Here is a 21600-nt window from a genome sequence, read left to right as displayed (position 1 = left end):
CGTGAACGCGTCACTGCCCGCCCCGCTCGTCGAGATCAGCCACGTCGCGAAGTCGTACCGGCGCGGCGTGCAGACCGTGCCGGTTTTGACCGACATCACGCTCGACATCGGCGAAGGCGATTTCGTCGCGCTGATGGGGCCGTCGGGCTCCGGCAAGAGCACGCTGCTCAACCTGGTCGCCGGCATCGACCGGCCCGACAGCGGCGAGCTGCGCGTCGGCGGCCTCGACATCACGCGGCTGGCGGAAGCGGCGCTGGCCGACTGGCGCGCCGCCAACGTCGGCTTCATCTTCCAGTTCTACAACCTGATGCCGGTGCTCACCGCGTTCGAGAACGTCGAGCTGCCGCTGATGCTCACGCGCCTGCCGCGCCGGGAGCGGCGCGAGCGCGTCGAGCTGGTGCTGGACATGGTGAGCCTCGCGAACCGGATGGACCATTACCCGTCGGAGCTATCCGGCGGCCAGCAGCAGCGCGTCGCGATCGCGCGCGCGCTGATCACCGATCCCGCGCTGATCGTCGCCGACGAGCCGACCGGCGACCTCGACCGCGCGTCCGCCTCCGAGGTGCTGGCGCTGATGCAGCGGCTGAACGCCGAGCTCGGCAAGACCATCATCATGGTGACCCACGACGCGCATGCGGCCGGCGCGGCGAAGGCGCTCGTGCATCTGGAAAAAGGAGAGCTGATCAATGGCCAGGGGCGCTGAGCGCGCTCGCGGAGTCGCGCGATGTACGTGCTGAAGCTGATCGTGCGCAACGCGCTGCGGCACAAGCTGCGCACGCTGCTGACCGTGCTCGGCCTGACCATCGCGGTGCTGGCGTACGGCTTGCTGCACACGGTCGTGGACGCGTGGTACGCGGGCGCCGCCGCGGCGTCCAACGCGCGGCTCGTCACGCGCAACGCGATCTCGCTCGTGTTTCCGCTGCCGGTGAGCTACGAGAACCGGATTCGCGGCGTCGACGGCGTGACGATCGTCGCCCGCTCCAACTGGTTCGGCGGCATCTACCGGGAGCCGAAGAACTTCTTCGCGCAGTTCGCCGTGTCGGACAACTATCTCGACCTGTATCCCGAATTCATCCTGAGCGCGCAGCAGCGCGCCGACTACCAGCGCGACCGCAAGGGCTGCCTGATCGGGCGGCAGCTCGCGAACCAGTTCGGCTTCAAGGTCGGCGACGTGATCCCGATCAAGGGCACGATCCACCCCGGCACCTGGGAATTCGTCGTGCGCGGCATCCTGGACGGACGCGACGAAACGACGATCACGCGGCAGCTGATCTTCCACTGGGACTATCTGAACGAGCGGGTGCGCAAGACCTCGCCGCGACAGGCCGACCAGGTCGGCGTCTACGTGTTCGGGATCGCGAACCCGGACGACGCCGCCGCGATCTCCCGCAACGTCGACGCCGTGTTCAAGAATTCGCTCGCCGAGACCCTCACCGAAACCGAGCAGGCGTTCCAGCTCGGCTTCGTTGCAATGTCGAACCAGATCATCGCGGCGATCCGCGTGGTGTCCTACGTGGTGATCGTGATCATCATGGCCGTGATGGCCAATGCGATGGCGATGAGCGCGCGCGAGCGCACGACCGAATACGCGACGCTCAAGGCGCTCGGCTTCGGCCCCGGGTTCCTCGCGCTGCTCGTGTTCGGCGAATCGCTCGTGATCGCCGCGATCGGCGGCAGCCTCGGCATGCTCGCGATGCCGCCGGCGGCGAACCTGTTCAAGCAGGCGACAGGCGGCGTGTTCCCCGTCTTCAACGTGTCCGCGCAGACGATCGCGCTGCAGGCCGCCTGCTCGCTCGCGGTCGGCGTCGCGGCCGCGCTCGTGCCGGCGTGGCACGCGGCGCGGGTGCGCGTCGTCGAAGGCCTGCGGGCGATCGGCTAGGCGCCGCGATGGCCATTCCGCTCGCCTACATCGCGCGCAACCTGTGGGCCCGCCGGCTGACCACCGTGCTCACCGCGGGCGGGATGGCGCTCGTCGTGTTCGTGTTCGCGACCGTGCTGATGCTCGACGCAGGCCTCACGAAGACGCTCGTGTCGACCGGCGAGCCCGACAACGTCGTGGTGATCCGCAAGGGCGCGGAAACCGAGGTGCAGAGCGCGATCGACCACAAGCAGGCCAACGTCATCGAGATGCATCCGTCGGTCGCGCTCGGCCCCGACGGCCGGCCGCTGACGTCGAAGGAGGCCGTAGTGCTCATCTCGCTCGTGAAGGCCGCGACCGGCAAGCCGTCGAACGTGGTGATCCGCGGCGTGTCGCCCGCGGGCCTCGGGCTGCGCCCCCGCGCGCGGCTGGTGGCCGGGCGCATGTTCAACGCGGGATCGTCCGAGATCGTCGTCGGCAGCGCGATCGCGAAGGGCTTCAGCGGCACGCGGATCGGCGACCGGCTGCGCTTCGCGCAGCGCGACTGGACCGTCGTCGGCCACTTCGACGCCGGCGGCAGCGGCTTCGATTCGGAGATCTGGGGCGACGTCGACCAGCTGATGCAGTCGTTCCGGCGCACCAGCTATTCGTCGATGATCGTGCGCATCGCGCAGGCCGACGCGTTCGCGCGCTTCAAGGCGGATATCGACGTCGATCCGCGGCTCGCCGACGAAGCGAAGCGCGAGCAGGCGTTCTACGGCGACCAGTCGCGGGCGCTGTCGACCTTCATCAACATCCTCGGCATCACGCTGTCGTCGATCTTCTCGATCGCGGCGATGATCGGCGCGATGATCACGATGTATGCGTCGGTGGCCAACCGGGTCGCGGAAATCGGCACGCTGCGCGCGCTCGGCTTCAAGCGCGCGAACGTGCTCGCCGCGTTCCTGCTCGAGGCGCTGCTGCTCGGCCTCGTCGGCGGCGTCGCCGGGCTGGGCTGCGCGGCGCTGATGCAGTTCGCGTCGTTCTCGACCACGAATTTCCAGACCTTCTCGGACCTGTCGTTCCGCTTCGTGCTCACCCCGGCCATCGTCGTGAAGACGCTGCTGTTCTCGCTCGCGATGGGGCTGGTCGGCGGCTTCCTGCCGGCGATGCGCGCCGCACGAATGAACATCGTCGACGCGCTGCGGGCGCGGTGACGCCCGCTGACGCCGCCCGCCGTCAGGCCGGCGCCCACGCCGGCGCGAGCCGGGCGAGCGGAAGCGCGGCATCGAGCGCGACGTGCCCGTCGAACGCCGTCGAAGCCGGCAGCGGGCGCTCGTCCTCGATCGCGTGGGCAAACTGCACGCCGGGGTCGTCGCCAAGCCGCGCGCGCAGCGCGGCGATGCGCGGGAACGCGGCGCCGTCGAACACCTGGTGATAATCGGCCCAGCGGGCGAGGCCCGCGAAATACGCGTCGGCAAGCGTGCGCTGCCGGCCGAGCAGCCACGGACCGTCGCCGAGCATCGCTTCGAGCTGCCGGTGCGCGCGCATCACGCGGTTGCGGCCGTACGCCTGCAGAGCCTCCTTTTCCGCGCCTTCGCCGGCGTGCTCGTAGACGTACCAGAGCGCGCCGAACGCGCTGAAGAACGTGGTGTTGAGGTACGCGAGCATCCGGTTCAGCCGGTCGAAATCATGCGTGCCCTGCCGGAACGCGAGACCGGTGCCAAGCGCCTGCGCGCCGATATGGCCTAGGATCGCGATGCTCTCGGTCAGCACGTTGCCGGCCTCGGTGATGAATGCCGGCGTCTCGGCGACCGGGTTGAGCTTGAGGAACGCGTCGCTCGTCACGAGGTCGGGCATCGTGATGCGGGAGAGCCGGTAGGGACGGCCGGCCCACTCGAGCGCGACGATCGAGCCGAACGAGCAGCCGGCGGGAACACCGTAGAAAAGGATCGGAGACATCGAACATTTCCGGTTGATTGAACGAGCTCGAATGCTCGCATTTCGAACGCTGCCGCTGTAGCCGGTAAAATCGAAACCCGTCGTTTCTCCTTGTGGACGCTGACCGGTGAATCTGAACGATCTCTACCTCTTCGTACAGGCGGTCGAAGCCGGCAGCATGTCCGCGGCCGCCCGCCTGCTCGACCTGCCCAAATCGACGGTGAGCAAGCGCGTCGCCGAACTCGAGCGCACGCTCGGCGCGCGGCTCGTGCACCGCACGTCGCGCAGCTTTCGCCTGACGCCGGTCGGCGCCGACTTCTTCAACCACGCCCGCGCGGCGGTGATCGAGGCGGAGAGCGCGCGGGACGCGGTGCTGCGGCAGGCCGCCGAGCCGCGCGGGATCGTCCGCATCACGAGCTCGGTGCCCGTCGCGCAGCATTTCCTCGCGCCCTGCCTGCCGGCGTTCGCCGCCGCCCATCCGCAGCTGCAGCTCCAGATCCATGCGAGCGACCGTCAAGTGGATCTCGCGCAGGAAGGCTTCGACATCGCGGTACGCAGCCACTTCGCGCCGCTGCCCGACTCCGCGCTGGTGCAGCGCCCGCTCGCGGTTTCGCCGATCATCCTCGTCGCGTCGCCGGACTATCTCGCGCGATGCGGCGAACCGGCCGAGCCGGCCGGACTCGCGCAGCACGACGGCCTGTATCCGAACCTGCAATCCGCCCCGTGGCGCATCGGCCGCGGGGTCGGCAGCGGCGACAGCGTCGAGATTGCGCCGCGCCCCCGCCTGCACGCGGACGAATCAACGGTGCTGCTGCAGGCGGCCGTCGCCGGCCTCGGCGTCGCGTGCCTGCCGGACTGGATCGCCGGCGCCGCGCTGCGAACGGGCGCGCTCGTGCGCGTGCTGCCCGCGTGGCACGCCGGCCAGGTGACCACGACGCTGCTGATGCCGCACCGCCGCGGCCAACTGCCCGGCGTGCGCGCCGCGGTCGAGTTCCTCGTGCAGCACGTGGCCGGAGTGCGCGCCGCTTCGAACGGCGATTCAAAAGCTGAATCGATCAAGTCATGAATTGGCATGAAAGCGGAATTTTCGCCATGCAAGAATGACCCGGACGTTCTCGATCGTCGCGCGTCGCGGCGACGGTAGAGGCGTCCGGCCGACGCGCGGGCGGCGGGCATCCGCCTGATCCGCGCCGCCGGCCGGCAGCACCGACACGAGATCGAGCGCGCCCGACGCGCCGGCCGCACCGCGGCCCCTTCCGTTTTCGGAGGAGACATCATGAATCCGCTCCACGCGTTGCCGGCGTCCGCGTCGGCGACGGCCGCGCGCACCCGCGTGCGCTGGCTCGTGCTGGCCGCGCTGTTCGCGGTCACGACGATCAACTACGCGGACCGCGCCGCGATCTCGATCGCGGGCCCGAGCCTCGCCCGCGCGCTGCACCTGAGCCACGTGCAGATCGGCTTCATCTTTTCCGCGTTCGGCTGGTCGTACGTCGTCGCGCAGCTGCCGGGCGGCTGGCTGCTCGACCGCTACGGGTCGCGCATCGTCTACGCGTTCAGCATCTTCTTCTGGTCGCTGTTCACGCTGCTGCAGGGTGCGATCGGCTTCTTCGGCGGCGGCGCCGCGTTCGCGCTGCTGTTCGCGCTGCGCTTTTGCGTCGGCGCGGCCGAGGCGCCGTCGTTCCCGGCCAACAGCCGGATCGTCTCCGCGTGGTTCCCGGCCCCCGAGCGCGGCACCGCGTCGGCGATCTTCAACGCGGCGCAGTACGCGGCGACCGTCGTGTTCGCGCCGCTGATGGGCTGGCTCGTGCACGCGTACGGCTGGCAGTCGGTGTTCGCGGTGATGGGCGTGCTCGGCTTCGCGTTCGTCGCGGTGTGGAACCGCATCGTGTACGACCCGAAGGACCACCCGCGCATCAACCGCGCCGAACTCGACTATCTGGCCGACGGCGGCGCGCTCGTCAACATCGACCAGGCGACCGGCCGGCGCGACGGCGGCCCGCAACTGCGCCACGTGAAGGCGCTGCTGAGGAGCCGGATGCTGATCGGCGTCTACGTCGCGCAGTACTGCATCAACGCGCTGACCTATTTCTTCATCACGTGGTTTCCCGTCTATCTGGTGCAGGCGCGCGGGATGTCGATCCTCAATGCCGGGCTCGTCGCGTCGATTCCGGCGGTGTGCGGGTTCCTCGGCGGCATCCTCGGCGGCGTCGTGTCCGATGCATTGCTGAAGCACGGCCTGTCGCTGTCGGTCGCGCGCAAGGTGCCGATCGTCATCGGCATGCTGCTGTCGATGTCGATGGTGATCTGCAACTACACCGAATCGCACGTGCTCGTCGTGCTGTTCATGGCGCTGTCGTTCTTCGGCAAGGGACTCGGCGCGCTCGGCTGGGCCGTCAACGCCGACACCGCGCCGCGCCAGATCGCCGGCCTGAGCGGCGCGCTGCTCAACACCTGCGGCAACCTGTCGAGCATCACGACGCCGATCGCGATCGGCTACATCGTCGACCGCAGCGGCTCGTTCAACGGCGCGCTCGTCTATGTCGTCGCGCATGCGCTCGTCGCGGTGATCTGTTACGTGTTCGTCGTCGGCGAGATCCGCCGCGTCGAGCTGGAATGAACGACGCGGGCGCGCACCGGCGCGCCCGGCCGCCCGCGCCAACCTGGAGCGAAGCAATGTCCGAACCCCGCAGCGCCGGCCCGACGCCGGGCACCCCGCTGGTGACGCGCATGCAGGTGATCCCCGTCGCCGGGCGCGACAGCATGCTGCTGAACCTGTGCGGCGCGCACGCGCCGTACTTCACCCGCAACCTCGTGATCCTCGCCGACAGCAGCGGGCGCACCGGCGTCGGCGAAGTGCCGGGCGGCGAAGGGATCCGCCACGCGCTAGAGCGCATGACCGGGCTCGTGGTCGGCCAGCCGGTCGGGCGCTACCAGGCGACGCTCAACGCGGTGCGCGTGGCGCTGTCCGGCGGCAGTGCAGCGGGCCCGGCGGCCGGCCGCGCGATCCGGCACGAGGTGACGTCGGCCGGCGAAGCCGCCGTGCTGAGGCAGCCGCACGAGATCAACCTGCGGCTCGACAACGTGATCACCGCGATCGAGGCCGCGCTGCTCGACCTGCTCGGCCAGTGCCTCGACGTGCCGCTCGCGGCGCTGCTCGGCGAAGGCCAGCAGCGCGACGCGGTGCCGATGCTCGCGTACCTGTTCTACGTCGGCGACCGGCTGCGCACCGACCTGCCGTACCGCGACGAACGGGGTGCGCGGGAAGCCTGGTTCCGGCTGCGCAACGAGGCCGCGCTGACGCCCGCGGCGATCGCGCGGCAGGCGGAGGCGGCGGTCGAGCGCTACGGCTTCGCCGATTTCAAGCTGAAGGGCGGCGTGATGGCGGGCCGCGACGAGATGGAGGCCATTGCCGCGATCAACGCACGCTTTCCCGATGCGCGCGTGACGCTCGACCCGAACGGCGCGTGGTCGCTCGACGAAGCGGTCGCGCTGTGCCGCGGGCAGGGCCACCTGCTCGCTTACGCGGAAGACCCGTGCGGCCCGGAAGCCGGGTATTCGGGAAGGGAGGTGATGGCCGAGTTCCGCCGCGCGACCGGCATCCCGACGGCGACCAACATGATCGCGACCGACTGGCGGCAGATGGATCACGCGATCCGCCTGCAGGCGGTCGACATTCCGCTCGCCGACCCGCACTTCTGGACGATGCAGGGCTCGGTGCGGCTCGCACAGCTGTGCCGCGACTGGGGGCTCACGTGGGGCTCGCATTCGAACAATCACTTCGACGTGTCGCTCGCGATGTTCACGCATGCGGCGGCGGCCGCGCCAGGCGCGATCACCGCGATCGACACGCACTGGATCTGGCAGGAAGGCGATGCGCGGCTCACGCGCGAGCCGCTCGCGATCGTCGGCGGGCAAGTGGCCGTGCCGGAACGGCCGGGGCTCGGAATCGAGCTCGACATGGCGCAGGTGGAGGTCGCGCACGCACTGTACCGGCAGGTCGGCGGCACGGCGCGCGATGATGCGGCCGCGATGCGCTACCTCGTGCCGGGGTGGACTTACGATCCGAAAAGGCCGAGTTTCGAGCGGGGGTAGGCGGTCGGCGCGGGTCGGCCGAAGCATCAGCAAAACAAAAAGGGCTCGACCTTGCGATCGAGCCCTTCGGATTCTGTTGGTGGAGCGGAGGAGGATCGAACTCCCGACCTTCGCATTGCGAACGCGACGCTCTCCCAGCTGAGCTACCGCCCCAACAAGCAAACATCATACACACGCTTTCGCGCGCTTGGCAACAGCGTCAAATTACTTCGACGGCGCGCCCGCCAGCACCCATTCGACGACCGACCGGGCGTCCGCATCGCTCATGCGCGGATGCGCGGGCATCGGGATTGCGCCCCACACGCCGGAGCCGCCTTCCTTCACCTTCTTCGACAGCTTCGCGACCGCCTGCGGATCACCCTTGTAGCGCGCCGCGATGTCCTTGAACGACGGGCCGACCAGCTTGCGGTCGACCGCGTGGCAGCCCATGCACGCATTGCTGCGCGCGACCTTGAGACCGTCGCCGACGTCCGCGTGCGCGAGCCCGCCGAACATGCCCGCCAGCAGCGCCGCGGCTGCGGCGCCCTTGATCCAGTGCTTCAACTTCATTGCGGTGCCACCTTCGGATTGCCCGGATGAACGTTGGTCGAATTCGAAATCGGCGCGGGCGACTGCAGCGGCGTCGCCGTCACCGACGCGTCGGGCACCGCGCCGACCGTCGCGCCGTCGGCTGGAGCCGCCGCCGCCGCGGATGCGCTGCTCGCGGGGGCCGCCGCCTGCAACGCCTGCGCGTCCATCGGCTTGATGTACTGGAACACCTTCACGACCTTCTCGACGCCGGGCACCTGGCTCGCGACTTCCGCGCCGCGGTTGCCTTCGTCGACCGTGACGAGCCCCATCAGGTACAGGTTGCCGCGCTCGCTGACGACCTTGTAGTTGTTCGCTGAGAGGTCCTTCGTCGCGATCAGCGCGGTCTTCACGCGCCCTTCGAGGTACGAGTCGTTCGCGCGATCCGACAGCGAGCTCGCCGGCCCGACCGCCAGTTCGTTGACGATGCCGTTCACGTTGTTGATGCCGCGCACGATTTCCTCGGCGCGCTGCTTCGACGCATCGTTCGGCACTTCGCCCGTCAGCAGCACGCGGCGGTTGAACACGGTCACGGCCACGTGCGACTGGTCCGGCAGGCCGTTGTTGATCTGCGTCGTCGCCTTGAGCTGGATCTCGCGGTCTTCCGTCTGCGCGCCGAGCGTGCGGCGATCGGTCGCGATCAGCGCGCCGCCGCCGGCCGCGGCGCCCACCACCCCGAGCACGCAGCCCTGTAGCGACACCGCGAGACCGGCCGTCAGCGCGGCCAGGAGCGTGGTTCTGACGAGCGTCTGTTGGACGCGGCTTTTCTTCATCGACGGCTCTCCTTCGTTCAATCCTCACCCAGCAGCATCGCGTCGATGCCGTCGCACAGGCAGTGGATGGTCAGCAGATGGATTTCGTGAATGCGCGCCGCCCGTTCGGCCGGCACGCTGATCAGGATGTCGGTGTCGGACAGCGCGGCTGCCAGCGCAAGGCTGCTGCCGCCCGTCAGCGCGACCACCGTCATCTCGCGCTCGTGCGCCTCGCCGACGGCGGCCAGCACGCGCGGCGACGCGCCGGTCGGGTCCAGCACGAGCAGGATGTCGCCGGTCTGCCCGAGCACGCGCACCTGTTGCGCAAACAGCTGATCCGGCGCCAGCGCGCCGGTCAGGCCGGCGTGGGACACGTCGGTGGCGAGCGCGATCGCCGGCAGGCCCGGGCGCTCGCGCTCGAAGCCGCCGACCAGCGACACGGCGAGGTAGTGCGCGGCGGCGGCCGACGGGCCGTCGCCGCATGCGACGATCTTGTTGCCGTTCGCCAGCGCGGCGAACATCGCGTCGACCGCGGCCGCGATCGGCAGCGACAGCGCGTCGCCGGCTTCGACATGAAGCGCGGCGCTGTCGCGGAAATGTTGCTGAATACGTTCGACTGACATCGATTCCTGATCGTGTGCTAGCGCGATGGCCCATCGCGCGACATCGTGGGTGCGGCGAGTTTACCGTACTCCAGGGCCTCTCCCCGAAGGCCGGCAGAACTCTTTACATCTCGTCACAGCTCGCGTTACGCGTCGTCCGCGCGAAACGCGTCGCGCAGCCATACGAGCTGCCCGGCCTCGAACGCGACCACGTCGAAGCGGCACGGTGCGTCTGCGCCGTGCCGCGCCCAGAAGCGCTGGGCCGCCGCGACGAGCCGCATGCGCTTGCGCCAGCCGACGCTCGCTGCCGCGCCGCCATGCCGGACGCTGCGCCGCGCGCGCACCTCGACGAACACCAGCGTGCCGTCCGGCTCCCGCATCACGAGATCGAGCTCGCCGCCGCGCATCGTCACGTTCGCCGCAACGAACGCGAGCCCGCGACGCTCGAGGAACTGCCGCGCGCGCGCCTCGAACGCCGCGCCGACCGACTTGGATCGCGCCGCGCCGGAAAAGTTGTCCGTGCGCGCAACCGGCTGCCCATCCGCGAGCGACGGCGCACGTGCGCCGCCCGATTCCGCAGGCGCCCCGTGGCACAATGCCGACCTTGTTCCGCTTGCGCCGCGACCGCGCGCGTTGCCCGCCATGACTGCCCTCCTCGAACTTGCGCACACGCAGCACTACCCGAGCGCCGCGCTCTACATCGTCGCGACGCCGATCGGCAACACCGCCGACATCACGCTGCGCGCGCTCCACGTGCTCGGCCTCGCCGACCGCATCGCCGCCGAAGACACCCGCAACACGGGCCAGTTGCTCGCCCGCTACGGGATCTCGAAGCCGCTCATCGCCGCGCACGAGCACAACGAACGCGAAGCGGCGCTGCGCGTGATCGAGCACCTGCGCGCGGGCGAACGCGTCGCGTATGTGTCGGACGCCGGTACGCCCGGCATCTCGGACCCCGGCGCGCGGCTCGTCGACGCGGTGCGCGCGGCCGGCTTCGCGGTGATTCCGCTGCCGGGCGCGAGCGCTGCCGTGACTGCGCTCAGCGTCGCCGGCGACTGGGCCGGCGCGTTCACGTTCGCGGGCTTCCTGCCGCCGAAGGCGAAGCAGCGCGCCAGCGAACTGCAGGCGCTCGCCGCGCATCCGTTCGCGCTCGTGTTCTACGAAGCGCCGCACCGGATCGTCGAGACGGTCGCCGCGCTCGCGGACGCGTTCGGCCCCGCGCGCCGGCTGCTGATCGCGCGCGAACTGACCAAGCTACACGAGCAACTGTTCCAGGGCACCCTGGCCGAAGGGCTGACGTGGCTCGAAGGGGACGCGAACCGGCAGCGCGGCGAGTTCGTGCTCGTCGTCGAAGGCGCGCTGGCCGACAAGGGCGCCGACGACGACACCGCGCACGACGCGCTGCTCAGGCTGCTGCTGGAAGAGGTGCCGGTGAAGAGCGCGGCCAAGCTCGCGGCCGCGCTGACGGGCGCGTCGCGCAATGCGCTGTATGCGCGCGCGCTCGCGCTGAAGGACGGTTGAGCGGCGGCGCCGCAGAAACGACAAAGGGCTGCCGATGGCAGCCCTTTGTCGTTGGGTCCGCTGGGGGAAGCGGAAACCCGTCGCGCGGAAACCCGCAGCGTTACTTCGTCGAGATCGACGCGAGCATTTCATCGCGCGCCGCGCGCGCTTCCTGCGGCGACAGCCCTTCGATCTTCACGCGCCCGGTGCCGGCATGCACGAGCCCGATCAGCTTGGCGGCCGCGTAGGACAGGTCGAGCACGCGGCCACGCTTGAACGGCCCGCGGTCGTTGACCTTCACGACGACCCACTTGCCGGTCGACGCGTTCGTCACCTTGATGTACGACGACAGCGGCAGCGTCCGGTGAGCGGCCGTGAACGCGTTCATGTTGAAGCGCTCGCCGTTCGCGGTGCGGCGGCCGTGGAAGCCCCTGCCGTACCACGACGCCCGGCCGGTCTGGCGGAAATCGGATACGTCGGCGCCGTTGATCGGCTGCGCATCGGCGAGCGACGCGCCCTTGGCTTCCTTGCTGTCGGCAGCCGGCATCGACGCCAGCGCCGAATCGAAATTCAGTTGCGCGTTGCTGTCCGCGGCGGTCGTCCTGACCGCGTTCTTCTGGTTCGTGTTGCTGCTCGTCTGGCTGGGCGGCACGGCACAGCCCGTCAGCGCGAAAAATACAGCCAAAGTTCCGAATCGGCTCGGAAATCGAATTTTCATCGACGTGTCGCCTTCTGGTTCGGGCCGCTTGGTTACTACGTCAATACGCGGCCCGGACGGCAAATGCGCGCACGCCCCGCTCGAACACGAGCAGGCGGCTAGCATGGACGCGGCTATCGTACTCGCCGCAACCGTCCTGATTAGCTTTCACGTCTGGCGCAACCTGTCCCCGGCAGCCTGACCAGACCCCACATGCCGCCATCGAACATGGCTTTCACGTTCGCGCGCGTCGATACTGCCAACGCACAGGAACGGCGGCACAGGCCTCATCCGGCGGCGCGGCAGCAAGGCCGCAGGCGGGCGCGCAGCACCCGGCCGGACAAGACGTGAGCACCGAACGCTCGGTGCTGGATTCACCGCCGGACTCCCCGGCGGCTGATGCTTTGACGGTGCTCATGACCCCGTGTCAATCGGGGCTCGAACACCAGCGGATTGCGTAAATTTCACGCAGGATAGGCGCCATTATACAGAAATCAAAAACGTGTCCCGAAAACCGGCCTGGGCACACCATTGATTCTCGCTATGGCTGTAACAATCGGCATGCGCGCGAGCGCATCGCGCGGCCCGCGCGGCGCGGCCGACCGGCCGCGTGTTCGCCCGGTACAATCGGTCCTTTCAACCTGCCGGTGCTTTCATGAAAGTCACGCTCATCCCGGTCACGCCGTTCCAGCAGAACTGCTCGCTGCTCGTCTGCGAGGCGACCGGCCGCGCCGCCGTCGTCGATCCCGGCGGCGATCTCGAACGGATCGAACAGGAAGTCGCCCGCCAGAACGTGCAGGTCGAGAAAGTGCTGCTCACGCACGGACACATCGACCACTGCGCGGGCGCGAAGACGCTCGCAACCCGCTACGGCGTGCCGATCGAAGGGCCGCAGGAAGACGAGCGCTTCTGGATCGAAAAGCTGCCGACGCAGAGCGAGCGCTTCGGCTTCCCGGCCGCGGACGCATTCGAGCCCGACCGCTGGCTGAACGACGGCGATACCGTGCAGTTCGGCGACGAGACGCTCGAGGTCTACCACTGCCCGGGCCACACGCCGGGCCACGTCGTGTTCTTCAGCCGCCCGCACCGGCTCGCGATCGTCGGCGACGTGCTGTTCGCGGGCTCGATCGGCCGCACCGATTTCCCGCGCGGCAACCACGCCGACCTCGTCCGCTCGATCAAGGAAAAGCTGTGGCCGCTCGGCGACGACGTCACGTTCGTGCCCGGCCACGGCCCGGTCTCGACGTTCGGCGACGAGCGCCGCACGAATCCGTTCGTCTCGGACAAGGTGTTCGGATGAACCAGAAGGCGATTCAGGAAATCTACGTCAGCACCGATGTCGAGGCCGACGGCCCGATTCCCGGCCCGCACTCGATGCTGAGCTTCGCGTCGGCCGCGTACACCGAGGACAAGCAGCTGATCGCGACGTTTTCCGCGAACCTTGAGACGCTGCCCGGCGCGCAGCCGCATCCGGTGCAGGACGCGTGGTGGAAGACCCAGCCCGATGCGTGGGCCGCGTGCCGGCGCGACCTGCAGGCGCCGGAAGCGGCGCTCGTCGCATACGTCGACTGGGTCGAGGCGCTGCCCGGCAAGCCGGTGTTCGTCGCGATGCCGGCCGGCTTCGATTTCACGTTCATGTTCTGGTACATGATGCGCTTCGCCGGCCGCTGCCCGTTCTCGTGGTCGGCGCTCGACATCAAGACGCTCGCGTTCGCGATGACGGGCCTGCCGTACCGCAAGGCGATCAAGCCGCGCTTCCCGAAACACTGGTTCGACGATCATCCGCACACGCACGTCGCGCTCGACGACGCGATCGAGCAAGGCGCGCTGTTCTGCAACATGCTCGCCGACCTGCGCGTGCAGCAGGCCGCGCTCGCGGCGCGGGCGTCCGACGACGACACGGCGGCGGACGACGGCACAGCGGGACAAAATCCTACGGACCCGCGCGCAAATTAGCGAATCTCCCTCAGCGGCGGCGCATCGGATTGCCTTTCCTTTCGCGCCCCTCTAACATTCGGAGTGTTGTAGCTGCCGCATGGAGGCGCAGGTGACGCTCGATTCCTTTTCGCAAAAAATCCTTCGCCTGTTGCAGCTCGACGCGCGCCGCTCGGTCCAGGAAATCTCCGACCAGGTCGGCCTGTCGAGCACGCCGTGCTGGCGCCGCATCAAGGACATGGAGCAATCCGGCGTGATCCAGCGCTACACCGCGCTGCTCGATCGCGAGAAACTCGGCCTGCACGTGTGCGCGCTCGCGCACGTGCACCTGACCCGTCACAACGAGGGCGGCGTCGAGCAGTTCGAGCGCGAGATCGCGACCTGCCCGGAAGTCACCGAGTGCTACAGCACGACAGGCGAAGCCGACTACATCCTCAAGATCGTCGCGCCCGACATCAAGGCGTACGACGTGTTCCTGCACGAACGCATCTTCAAGATTCCGGCGGTGTCGCAGGTGCGCACGAGCGTCGTGTTGCGCGAGATCAAGTTCGATACGCAGTTGCCGCTCTAGGACGCCAGGCAGCGCGCGGACCGCGTCCGCACCAACCTGCCTCCGTTATGGACGCTCCTGCACCGCCCGCGTGAAACGGATCCGGCGCGCGCCGAACTGCCGCGTCAGCGCATCGACGTCGAGGCGGTCGGCCAGCGTCGCGTCGGCGTCGGCAGTTGCGTGCGGATCGGCCGCGAGCGTCACGTCGATCTCGAGCCCCGTGCTCAGGTAGTGAAGATTCACCGTGTCGGCGCGCAGGCCGCGCCGCGCGAGCTCGGCCTCGAGCCGTGCCGCGATCTCGCCGCGCGGCGGCAGCGCGAGCGCCGGCCGGCGCGCGGCGTCGTTCTCCGGATCGACGTGGATCAGCGCATCGAGCACGCGGCGGTCGGACAGCACGCGCGCACGCGCGGTCTCCGCGATGTAATGCCCTTCCGATACCGAGATCATCGGGTCGACGAGGATATGCGCATCGACGAGCGCCGAATCGCCCATCTTGCGCGTGCGCAGGTCGTGCACGTCGCGCACGCCGGGCGTGGCCGCGAGCAGCGCGCGGATCTCCGCGGTGTCGGTCTCGTCGAGCGCGCGGTCGGAGAGGTCCTGCAGCGCGTCATAGCCGAACGTCCAGCCCATCCGCGCGACCATGAAGCCGACGATCGCGGCGGCGATCGGGTCGAGCAGCCTCACGCCGGCAAGACTGCCGACGATGCCGATCGCGACCACGAGCGACGACGCGGCATCCGAGCGCGCATGCCATGCATTCGCGACGAGCATGGCCGAGCGCACGCGCTGCGCCTCGCGCAGCATGTAGCGGAACAGCGCCTCTTTCGACACCAGCACGGTGACCGCGACGATCAACGCACTGAAATGCACGGGCGGAATGTCCTCGAGATGCACGAGGCGATCGCCCGCGCGCCAAAGCATGCCGATCCCCACCGCGATCAGAATCGCGCCGAGAAACAGCGACGCTACCGTCTCGTAACGGCTGTGCCCGTAATTGTGATCGGCGTCCGGCATTGCGCCACTGTGGCGATTCGCGACCAGGACGACAAAATCCGAGATCAAATCGGAGATTGAATGGATGCCATCGGCAATCAGCGCCTGCGAATGCGCAATCGTGCCGACCACGATCTGAAACGTCGCGAGCACGACGTTGAGCACGATACTGACCAGTGTGCTCTTGCGCGCAACCGCGTGCTTTTCGCCGCTTTGCACGTCGCCGGAAAAGGTGGACATGAAATATGAGATAAGGGAGTGTGATATCGGATTCTACCAAGGCGCGTTGCACGCCATTCCGATAACCCCAAATTTCTCATTTAAATCAATCGGTTATGCGAACGGGTCGCATTTGCATTCACACCGATTGTGACGCTTTCGTGACAGTCCGCACCCGCCGGCGGCGCCAAAACAAAAGGCCGCGCTCCAGTGACGGACACGCGGCCTTTCAGCGCAAGACTGTCGAACAGGCGTTTAGATTGCAAACTGTTCGCGGTTCTTGCCGGCGATCCAGCGCGGCGGCTTGCCGCGGCCCGACCACGTCGCGCCCGATTCCGGATCGCGGTATTTTGCCGCGACGCCGGCACGCGGACGGCCGACCTTGCCAGCCTTCGCACGGCTCAGGCCGAGCTCGGCGAGCGTGAAGCCGTAGTCAGCGATTTTCTGCTTCACGTCGTTCAGCACTTCGGCGTATTCGCGCGACTTCGCTTCTTCGATTTGCTTCTCCAGCTTTTCCCGCTGGGCCAGCAGGTCCTTGTAAGAAGACATAGTTTCCCTTTTTATCTGACCAATGGCGCCGGTCTTGAGCCGGTTCACCATTCTTGAAATATTTGTGCCTCGGATTTTGAAGGCAGAGATTAGCACAAAACAGAATTGAATGAAGTGGACTCAATGAAAATACCGAGTTGAATTGCCATTCGGCCGGGTCATTTTGACCCGTCGCGGCCATTTCTCAATTTTCCATGTCCTTACAGCGAGATTAGGACAAAAGCAGGCGACTATTAAGACTTTCAGCATACGCAATTACCCTGCACCCGAAAAATCAAAGCTTTCATCAGACGACAGGATCGGAAAAATCGACTTGTATAGTCAACGGAATAAACACCGATCGACGCCCGCGACCTCACGCCACACGTTGCGCGCATGCGATCAGTTGCGCGCGCAGCACGCCGGCGTCCATCTGCGGCGCGTCGAACGCGGTGCGGACCCGCCGGCCGTCGTGCCGCCAGTCGGCGCCGTAGCGGTCGACGCCCAGCAGGTCGAGCCCGACGCGGCGCACGTCGGCCGCGTCGTAGGCGGCCCACAGGGCCTGCTCGTCGTCGAAGCCGAGCGGCGCACCTGCGTCGAGCGCCGCGCCCTCCACCCAGCCCATCCGGCCGAATCCGCCGATATAGCGCAGCCGCTCGACGTCGAGCGCCCAGAACGTGAAATCGCCGAGCGCGAGATAGCGCGCGGCGTCCGGTTCGTAACGCAGGTAGCGCGCGACGAGATGCGGATCGGCGTCGACCGGCGCGAAGCGGCCGAGCAGCGTCGCGCGCTCGGCGTTCAGCACGTCGCCGTCCGGCGCGTCGACGACGAGAAAGCCCGCGCGCGGATCGGCGGCAAGATTGCGCGTGTGCTCGGCGAGGCCGCTCACGAGGATCACGGGCCGGTGGCGCGCATCCGGCGCGAACGGCACGACCGTCGGATACGGAAAGCCTTGCGGCTCGCGCGCGTGCGTCGCGAGCGTGCCGAGCGCGCAGCGGTGCAGCAGGTGCAGGGCAAGGACGGGGTCGATGTTCACGGGAACTCCTGCGGTCGAAAGGCGGCGCAACGCGTGCGCCGCGGTGGATCGATGTTACGCGTGATGGCCGTCGCGGCGCATCGGGCGACAACCACTGCGCCAGCGAAATCGTAAGCGGTTCGATAGAATCGGACGATTCTCCATCGACGTCTCGCGCGTTCGATCATTTTTCTTCTGCAGAGCTTGACGTGTCCGAATCCTCCCCCGACTTCGCGGCCGCGCCCGCCGCGCACCGCGCCCTCTCGCTCCCCGTTCGCCAGCGGGCCCGCACCGCCACGATGGCGCTGTTCTTCGTCGCCGGCATGATGTACGCGTCGTGGGGCGTGCATGTGCCGACCGTGCGCGACAAGTTCGCGCTGAGTCCCGCACTGCTGTCCATCGCGCTGTTCGCGGTGGCCGGCGGCTCGATCGCCGCGATGCTGACCGTCGCGCGCTGGATCGCGCGCGTAGGCTCTCGCACCGCGTGCCTCGCGGGCGGCCTCGTGATGTCGGCGTGCGCGGCGCTGATCCTCGTGGTGCCCGACTATCCGCTGCTGCTCGCGGTGCTCGCGCTGTTCGGCTTCTCGATGGCGACGCTCGACGTCGCGATGAACGCCGAGGCGAGCGCGGTCGAGATCGCGATCGGCCGGCCGATCATGTCGGCGCTGCACGGAATGTTCAGCGTCGGCGGGATGGCGGGCGCGGCAGCCGGCGGCGCGCTGCTGTCGGCCGGCATGGCTCCCGCTGCGCACCTCGCGCTCGCCGCGGCGGTCAGCGCCGCGGTGCTCGTCGCCGCGTGCCCGTCGGTGCTGCCGCACGTCCCGCACCACGCGCACGCGCACGGCGGCGGCAACCGCTGGCGCTCGCCCGCGCTGTGGATGCTCGGCGGCATCGCGCTCGTGGCGCTCATCGCCGAAGGCGCGATGTACGACTGGGCGACGGTCTACATGCGCGACGTCGTCGCGGCCAGCCCGGCGCTCGCGAGCGCCGCGTATGCGGCCTTCTCCGGCGGCATGGCGGCCGCGCGCTTCGCCGGCGACGCGGTGCGCGCGCGCTTCGGCGCGCCGCAGCTCGTGTTCGCGAGCGCGTCGCTCGCGTGCGCGGGGATGATCGGCGCACTGCTGCTGCCGCACCCGGCCGCGGTGCTGACGGGTTTCACGCTGATGGGCCTCGGGCTCGCGAACATGATGCCGGTGCTGTTCGCCGCGGCCGCGCGCGTGAAGGGCATCCATGCGGCCGAAGGCCTCGCGCACGTGGCCGGCCTCGCCTATTTCGGACTGCTGTTCGGTCCGGTCGTGATCGGCGCGGTCGCGCAGGCCGCGAACCTGACGATCGGGCTCGCGGTCGTCGCGCTGTGCGCGGCGCTCGTCGCGGCCGTCGCGCCGAAGGTGCTTGCGCACCTGAAGATCTGACGGCAGGCCGGCACGCATCGCATGCCCCGCAAAAAAGAAACGCGCATGCGTTACCGCATGCGCGTTTCCACCCCAATTGTCGACCGCTCGATTACATCTTCACTTCGTCGAGGAACGTCTTCTTGCCGCCCTTGTAGTTGTAGAGCGAAATCACGCCGTGCTTCAGGTCGCCCTTCGAATCGAACGTCGTCGTCCCGATCACGCCCGTGTAGTTCGTCTCCGGCATCGCCGCGAGAATCTTCGCCGGATCGGTCGAGTTCGAGCGCTTCATCGCGTCGGCGACGATGTACACCGCGTCATACGTGAACGGCGCGTAGATCTGGATCGGCTGGCCGAAGCGCTTCTCGTACTTCGCCTTGAACGCGGCGCCGCCCGGCATCTTCTCGAGCGAAGCGCCCGCTTCCGAGCACACGACGTTGTCGGTCGCGTCGCCGGCCAGGTCGGCCAGCTTCTCCGTGCATACGCCGTCGCCCGCGAGGATCTTCGCGCGCAGGCCGAGCTGCTTCGCCTGCTTCGCGAACGGGCCGCCCGTCGCGTCCATGCCGCCGTACATGATCGCGTCCGGATTCTCGCCCTTGATCTTGGTCAGAATCGCGCGGAAGTCGACCGCCTTGTCGTTCGTCGCGTCGTGCGACACCACCTTCAGGCCGAGCGCCTTGGCCTTCTTCTCGAACTCGTTCGCGAGACCCTGGCCGTAAGCGGTCGAATCGTCGACCACCGCGACGCTCTTGATGCCCTTCGAATGCGCGTAGTTCGCCAGCGCCGGGCCCTGCTGCGCATCGGTCGCGACGACGCGGTACGTCGTCTTGAAGCCTTGCTGCGTGTAAGCCGGGTTGGTCGCCGACGGCGAGATCTGCACGATGCCCGCGTCGCTGTAGATCTTCGACGCCGGGATCGAGGTGCCCGAGTTCAAGTGGCCGACCACCGCGACGACCTTGTCGTCGACGAGCTTCTGCGCGACCTGCGTCGCCTGCCGCGGGTCGGCGGCGTCATCCTGCGCATCGAGTTGCAGCGTGATCTTCTGGCCGCCGACCGTGAGACCCTTGGCGTTGATCTCCTCGACTGCGAGACGCGCGCCGTTTTCGTTGTCCTTGCCGAGGTGTGCAATGCCGCCCGTCAACGGCGCGACGTGACCGATCTTGACGACTTGATCGGCGAACGCGTTGCCTGCGCCAGCAACGCACAGCGTCGCGGCTGCGGCGATCGGCAGCAGCTTTTGCATCTTGATATTCATATAAGTCTCCAGTTTCGATCCCCAAAAACGCCATCGCCCGGTGCCCCGCTGCCATCCCTGTGTTGCCATCACTGGACGATTCGCCGGTTGCATCGTTCATGCACTTGGCCTCAAGCACGCGAAGCGGCCGCTTTTAGCAGCCGCCCACCCGTACTTGCGCCGAAGTGTAGGTGATCAAATTAATTTGTGGGACTTTTTTGGGGTAGTGATAACACTATCGATACAAGCACGTATCAGGCCACCCCATGACCTCGCCAGAACGTCCGCCGGATAAGGGTTTCCGCTAGTTCTGACACCTTATTGAAAGGCTTTTCCAAGGCGCTCGCGCGACATTTTTAATCATCATTTTAAGCACGGGATCGCGACGCCGAACGCATGCCGAATGCACATCGAAACGCGCGTCCGAACGCGCGTTTCATTGCACTCGAACGATGCACGATTAACGGGCCGTCGCACGCCATTCGGCGTCGAGCGCGTCGATCAGCTGCGACGCCGTCAGCGCGTCGCCGCGCCGCCGCGCGAGCGGCGCGCCCTGCCCGGCCCACAGCGACAGATAGTCGCCGTCGTTCGCGCGCGCGGCGGCCTGGCGCAGCGGCTGCGTGAGCGCGTTCTGCATCGGATACGGCGCGACGTCGCCGGGGCGCTCGCCGAGCCGCGCCATCAGCATGTTGCGCAGCCCGCGCGCATGGCGCCCGGTGATCGCGCGCGTGACCTGCGTCGACGTGTCCGCGCTCGCCAGCAACCGCGCTTTCCAGTCGGCAGCGATCGGGCTTTCCGCGCACGTCAGGAACGCGGTGCCGAGCTGTGCGGCCTGCGCACCAAGCGCGAGTGCCGCCGCGATGCCTCGGCCGTCCATGATGCCGCCCGCCGCGAGCACGGGCAGCCCGGTTGCGTCGACGAGTTGCGGCACGAGCGCGAGCGTGCCGATCAGCGCGTCGTCGGCCGCGCCGATGAACGTGCCGCGATGGCCGCCCGCCTCGGCGCCCTGCGCCGACAGCGCGTCGGCGCCGGCCGCCTGCCAGGCGAGCCCTTCCGCGACATGCGTCGCGGTGCCGATCACGTAGGTGCCGGCCGCCTTCAGCCGGGCGACGTCGGCCGCGTCGAGCACGCCGAACGTGAAGCTCGCGACCGGCACGCGCAGCGACACCAGCATGTCGAGCTGCGCGCGGAAATCGGGCGCGAAGCGTGCGGGCGCGACGCCCGGCGGCAGGCCGAGCGCCGCGTTGAGCGGATCGATCGCGGCGATCGCGCGCGCGATCGTCGCCGCGTCGGGCGCGAGCTCCGGCAGCACGAACAGGTTGACCGCGAACGGACGGTCGGTGGCCGCGCGGATCTGCGCGACCTCGTCGGCGAGACGTTCGGGCGCAAACGCGCCGCCGCCGAGACTGCCGAGCGCACCGGCGTTCGAAGCGGCGGCGACCATCGCGGGCGTGGTCGCGCCGACCATCGGCGCCTGCACGAGCGGCAGGCGCAGGCCGAAGCGTTCGGCGAACGGCGTGGACAGGGAGCGGACTGACATGAGCGGATCCTTCGGTGGCGCGTGAAAGCGCGTTGTAACGGGTCGATGCGGTCGACTTTACCGAAGCGCCACGCCACCGAAAAATGAATAATCGTGAACGGAACGTTCGCTGCGCGAGAAGCGATCGGCGCGCACTGCAACGGCTGCTGAATGGTGGCACACTAGACCGCCCCCTTTTTTCAATCCCGAGGCGCGCGCGGCGCGGCC

General features: G+C 68.3%; 23 protein-coding genes and 1 tRNA gene. 11 read left to right on the top strand and 13 right to left on the bottom strand.

Features of this window, described 5'->3' with window-relative positions; all coding sequences use genetic code 11:
- The first annotated feature begins 1 nt into the window (after window position 1).
- From B7P44_RS01330 to B7P44_RS01320, 3 genes are read left to right on the top strand one after another with little or no spacing between them, the layout of a single operon-like run.
- Window positions 2-703, top strand: a complete 702-nt coding sequence (locus B7P44_RS01330) for an ABC transporter ATP-binding protein (RefSeq protein WP_084899817.1) — start codon at window positions 2-4, stop codon at window positions 701-703.
- Window positions 704-724: 21 nt separating this feature from the next.
- On the top strand, window positions 725-1879 hold the full coding sequence (locus B7P44_RS01325; RefSeq protein ID WP_084899814.1) for an ABC transporter permease: 1155 nt from the start codon (window positions 725-727) through the stop codon (window positions 1877-1879).
- An 8-nt stretch (window positions 1880-1887) separates the two neighbouring features.
- A complete protein-coding gene (locus tag B7P44_RS01320; RefSeq protein ID WP_084899811.1) occupies window positions 1888-3054 on the top strand; it encodes an ABC transporter permease in 1167 nt (388 codons plus the stop codon).
- A 22-nt stretch (window positions 3055-3076) separates the two neighbouring features.
- Here B7P44_RS01320 and B7P44_RS01315 read toward each other — a convergent pair whose 3' ends face one another.
- The gene (locus tag B7P44_RS01315) at window positions 3077-3799 is read right to left on the bottom strand and encodes a glutathione S-transferase family protein (RefSeq protein WP_084899808.1); all 723 of its coding nucleotides are present in this window, start codon (window positions 3797-3799) and stop codon (window positions 3077-3079) included.
- Between the two features lie 106 nt (window positions 3800-3905).
- Here B7P44_RS01315 and B7P44_RS01310 point away from each other — a divergent pair, with 106 nt between their 5' ends.
- The gene (locus B7P44_RS01310; protein ID WP_084899805.1) at window positions 3906-4844 is read left to right on the top strand and encodes a LysR family transcriptional regulator; all 939 of its coding nucleotides are present in this window, start codon (window positions 3906-3908) and stop codon (window positions 4842-4844) included.
- On the opposite strand, the gene B7P44_RS36100 is transcribed toward B7P44_RS01310, so the two are convergent.
- Window positions 4839-5069, bottom strand: a complete 231-nt coding sequence (locus B7P44_RS36100) for a hypothetical protein (protein WP_133117986.1) — start codon at window positions 5067-5069, stop codon at window positions 4839-4841. The genes B7P44_RS01310 and B7P44_RS36100 overlap by 6 nt on opposite strands.
- Between B7P44_RS36100 and B7P44_RS01305 the strand changes: the two genes are divergently transcribed.
- Both B7P44_RS01305 and B7P44_RS01300 read left to right on the top strand, forming a co-directional pair.
- Window positions 5055-6395 carry an MFS transporter gene (locus B7P44_RS01305; protein ID WP_084899803.1) on the top strand — a complete coding sequence of 447 codons (1341 nt, stop codon included), beginning with the start codon at window positions 5055-5057 and terminating at the stop codon, window positions 6393-6395. The two genes, B7P44_RS36100 and B7P44_RS01305, sit on opposite strands and share 15 nt — an antisense overlap.
- Window positions 6396-6451: 56 nt before the next feature.
- The gene (locus tag B7P44_RS01300; protein ID WP_084906332.1) at window positions 6452-7870 is read left to right on the top strand and encodes an enolase C-terminal domain-like protein; all 1419 of its coding nucleotides are present in this window, start codon (window positions 6452-6454) and stop codon (window positions 7868-7870) included.
- Window positions 7871-7947: 77 nt separating this feature from the next.
- Here B7P44_RS01300 and B7P44_RS01295 read toward each other — a convergent pair.
- The 5 genes from B7P44_RS01295 to B7P44_RS01275 form a co-directional block, all read right to left on the bottom strand.
- Window positions 7948-8023: transfer RNA gene (locus tag B7P44_RS01295), tRNA-Ala, on the bottom strand.
- 51 nt (window positions 8024-8074) lie between these two features.
- Window positions 8075-8419, bottom strand: coding sequence for a c-type cytochrome (locus tag B7P44_RS01290; RefSeq protein WP_084899800.1), 345 nt, complete (start codon window positions 8417-8419; stop codon window positions 8075-8077).
- Window positions 8416-9210, bottom strand: coding sequence for a BON domain-containing protein (locus B7P44_RS01285; RefSeq protein ID WP_084906331.1), 795 nt, complete (start codon window positions 9208-9210; stop codon window positions 8416-8418). The genes B7P44_RS01290 and B7P44_RS01285 overlap by 4 nt, the downstream gene beginning before the upstream one ends.
- A 17-nt stretch (window positions 9211-9227) precedes the next feature.
- On the bottom strand, window positions 9228-9812 hold the full coding sequence (locus tag B7P44_RS01280; RefSeq protein WP_084899798.1) for an SIS domain-containing protein: 585 nt from the start codon (window positions 9810-9812) through the stop codon (window positions 9228-9230).
- Window positions 9813-9937: 125 nt separating this feature from the next.
- Window positions 9938-10387, bottom strand: a complete 450-nt coding sequence (locus B7P44_RS01275) for a YraN family protein (RefSeq protein WP_407924009.1) — start codon at window positions 10385-10387, stop codon at window positions 9938-9940.
- A 46-nt stretch (window positions 10388-10433) separates the two neighbouring features.
- Here B7P44_RS01275 and rsmI point away from each other — a divergent pair, with 46 nt between their 5' ends.
- Window positions 10434-11312, top strand: coding sequence for a 16S rRNA (cytidine(1402)-2'-O)-methyltransferase (gene rsmI / locus B7P44_RS01270; protein ID WP_084899793.1), 879 nt, complete (start codon window positions 10434-10436; stop codon window positions 11310-11312).
- 100 nt (window positions 11313-11412) lie between these two features.
- On the opposite strand, the gene B7P44_RS01265 is transcribed toward rsmI, so the two are convergent.
- On the bottom strand, window positions 11413-12009 hold the full coding sequence (locus B7P44_RS01265) for a septal ring lytic transglycosylase RlpA family protein (protein ID WP_084899790.1): 597 nt from the start codon (window positions 12007-12009) through the stop codon (window positions 11413-11415).
- 634 nt (window positions 12010-12643) lie between these two features.
- Between B7P44_RS01265 and B7P44_RS01260 the strand changes: the two genes are divergently transcribed.
- The 3 genes from B7P44_RS01260 (at window position 12644) to B7P44_RS01250 (ending at window position 14494) form a co-directional block, all read left to right on the top strand.
- On the top strand, window positions 12644-13288 hold the full coding sequence (locus B7P44_RS01260; protein ID WP_059725336.1) for an MBL fold metallo-hydrolase: 645 nt from the start codon (window positions 12644-12646) through the stop codon (window positions 13286-13288).
- Complete coding sequence (locus B7P44_RS01255) at window positions 13285-13944, top strand: 3'-5' exonuclease family protein (protein ID WP_084899787.1); 660 nt, start codon at window positions 13285-13287, stop codon at window positions 13942-13944. The genes B7P44_RS01260 and B7P44_RS01255 overlap by 4 nt, the downstream gene beginning before the upstream one ends.
- 79 nt (window positions 13945-14023) lie before the next feature.
- Window positions 14024-14494 (top strand): Lrp/AsnC family transcriptional regulator, encoded by a 471-nt coding sequence (locus B7P44_RS01250; protein ID WP_006477376.1) that lies wholly within the window; start codon window positions 14024-14026, stop codon window positions 14492-14494.
- 45 nt (window positions 14495-14539) lie between these two features.
- Here B7P44_RS01250 and B7P44_RS01245 read toward each other — a convergent pair whose 3' ends face one another.
- The 3 genes from B7P44_RS01245 to B7P44_RS01235 all read right to left on the bottom strand — a co-directional run bounded on the left by B7P44_RS01245 (window position 14540) and on the right by B7P44_RS01235 (window position 17249).
- Window positions 14540-15706 carry a cation diffusion facilitator family transporter gene (locus B7P44_RS01245; RefSeq protein ID WP_084899784.1) on the bottom strand — a complete coding sequence of 389 codons (1167 nt, stop codon included), beginning with the start codon at window positions 15704-15706 and terminating at the stop codon, window positions 14540-14542.
- Between the two features lie 234 nt (window positions 15707-15940).
- Entirely contained in the window at window positions 15941-16234 is a 294-nt protein-coding gene (locus B7P44_RS01240; protein ID WP_010092987.1) for an H-NS histone family protein, read from the bottom strand.
- A gap of 355 nt (window positions 16235-16589) precedes the next feature.
- Window positions 16590-17249, bottom strand: a complete 660-nt coding sequence (locus B7P44_RS01235) for a HugZ family pyridoxamine 5'-phosphate oxidase (RefSeq protein WP_084899781.1) — start codon at window positions 17247-17249, stop codon at window positions 16590-16592.
- Window positions 17250-17437: 188 nt separating this feature from the next.
- Here B7P44_RS01235 and B7P44_RS01230 point away from each other — a divergent pair, with 188 nt between their 5' ends.
- A complete protein-coding gene (locus B7P44_RS01230) occupies window positions 17438-18640 on the top strand; it encodes an MFS transporter (RefSeq protein WP_084899779.1) in 1203 nt (400 codons plus the stop codon).
- A 91-nt stretch (window positions 18641-18731) separates the two neighbouring features.
- Here the strand turns inward: B7P44_RS01230 and B7P44_RS01225 are convergent, their stop codons facing one another.
- Together B7P44_RS01225 and B7P44_RS01220 are read right to left on the bottom strand one after the other, a co-directional pair.
- Complete coding sequence (locus B7P44_RS01225; RefSeq protein ID WP_084899775.1) at window positions 18732-19874, bottom strand: branched-chain amino acid ABC transporter substrate-binding protein; 1143 nt, start codon at window positions 19872-19874, stop codon at window positions 18732-18734.
- Window positions 19875-20313: 439 nt separating this feature from the next.
- The gene (locus B7P44_RS01220; protein ID WP_084899773.1) at window positions 20314-21393 is read right to left on the bottom strand and encodes an NAD(P)H-dependent flavin oxidoreductase; all 1080 of its coding nucleotides are present in this window, start codon (window positions 21391-21393) and stop codon (window positions 20314-20316) included.
- Window positions 21394-21600 lie beyond the last annotated feature (207 nt).

This window comes from Burkholderia ubonensis subsp. mesacidophila (assembly GCF_002097715.1).
Taxonomy (GTDB): Bacteria; Pseudomonadota; Gammaproteobacteria; order Burkholderiales; family Burkholderiaceae; genus Burkholderia; species Burkholderia mesacidophila.
Note: the sequence above shows the minus strand (reverse complement) of the source record. Positions and strands in the feature narration are given on the sequence as shown.

What these genes read in the sequence shown, in the direction of transcription:
- B7P44_RS01245 (WP_084899784.1), bottom strand. Translation starts at nt 15,706, where the DNA reads ATGTCCACCTTTTCCGGCGACGTGCAAAGCGGCGAAAAGCACGCGGTT.
- B7P44_RS01225 (WP_084899775.1), bottom strand. Translation starts at nt 19,874, where the DNA reads ATGAATATCAAGATGCAAAAGCTGCTGCCGATCGCCGCAGCCGCGACG.
- B7P44_RS01325 (WP_084899814.1), top strand. Translation starts at nt 725, where the DNA reads ATGTACGTGCTGAAGCTGATCGTGCGCAACGCGCTGCGGCACAAGCTG.
- B7P44_RS01290 (WP_084899800.1), bottom strand. Translation starts at nt 8,419, where the DNA reads ATGAAGTTGAAGCACTGGATCAAGGGCGCCGCAGCCGCGGCGCTGCTG.
- B7P44_RS01255 (WP_084899787.1), top strand. Translation starts at nt 13,285, where the DNA reads ATGAACCAGAAGGCGATTCAGGAAATCTACGTCAGCACCGATGTCGAG.
- rsmI (WP_084899793.1), top strand. Translation starts at nt 10,434, where the DNA reads ATGACTGCCCTCCTCGAACTTGCGCACACGCAGCACTACCCGAGCGCC.
- B7P44_RS01300 (WP_084906332.1), top strand. Translation starts at nt 6,452, where the DNA reads ATGTCCGAACCCCGCAGCGCCGGCCCGACGCCGGGCACCCCGCTGGTG.
- B7P44_RS01240 (WP_010092987.1), bottom strand. Translation starts at nt 16,234, where the DNA reads ATGTCTTCTTACAAGGACCTGCTGGCCCAGCGGGAAAAGCTGGAGAAG.
- B7P44_RS01220 (WP_084899773.1), bottom strand. Translation starts at nt 21,393, where the DNA reads ATGTCAGTCCGCTCCCTGTCCACGCCGTTCGCCGAACGCTTCGGCCTG.
- B7P44_RS01265 (WP_084899790.1), bottom strand. Translation starts at nt 12,009, where the DNA reads ATGAAAATTCGATTTCCGAGCCGATTCGGAACTTTGGCTGTATTTTTC.
- B7P44_RS01320 (WP_084899811.1), top strand. Translation starts at nt 1,888, where the DNA reads ATGGCCATTCCGCTCGCCTACATCGCGCGCAACCTGTGGGCCCGCCGG.
- B7P44_RS01285 (WP_084906331.1), bottom strand. Translation starts at nt 9,210, where the DNA reads ATGAAGAAAAGCCGCGTCCAACAGACGCTCGTCAGAACCACGCTCCTG.
- B7P44_RS01315 (WP_084899808.1), bottom strand. Translation starts at nt 3,799, where the DNA reads ATGTCTCCGATCCTTTTCTACGGTGTTCCCGCCGGCTGCTCGTTCGGC.
- B7P44_RS01305 (WP_084899803.1), top strand. Translation starts at nt 5,055, where the DNA reads ATGAATCCGCTCCACGCGTTGCCGGCGTCCGCGTCGGCGACGGCCGCG.
- B7P44_RS01250 (WP_006477376.1), top strand. Translation starts at nt 14,024, where the DNA reads ATGGAGGCGCAGGTGACGCTCGATTCCTTTTCGCAAAAAATCCTTCGC.
- B7P44_RS01260 (WP_059725336.1), top strand. Translation starts at nt 12,644, where the DNA reads ATGAAAGTCACGCTCATCCCGGTCACGCCGTTCCAGCAGAACTGCTCG.
- B7P44_RS01280 (WP_084899798.1), bottom strand. Translation starts at nt 9,812, where the DNA reads ATGTCAGTCGAACGTATTCAGCAACATTTCCGCGACAGCGCCGCGCTT.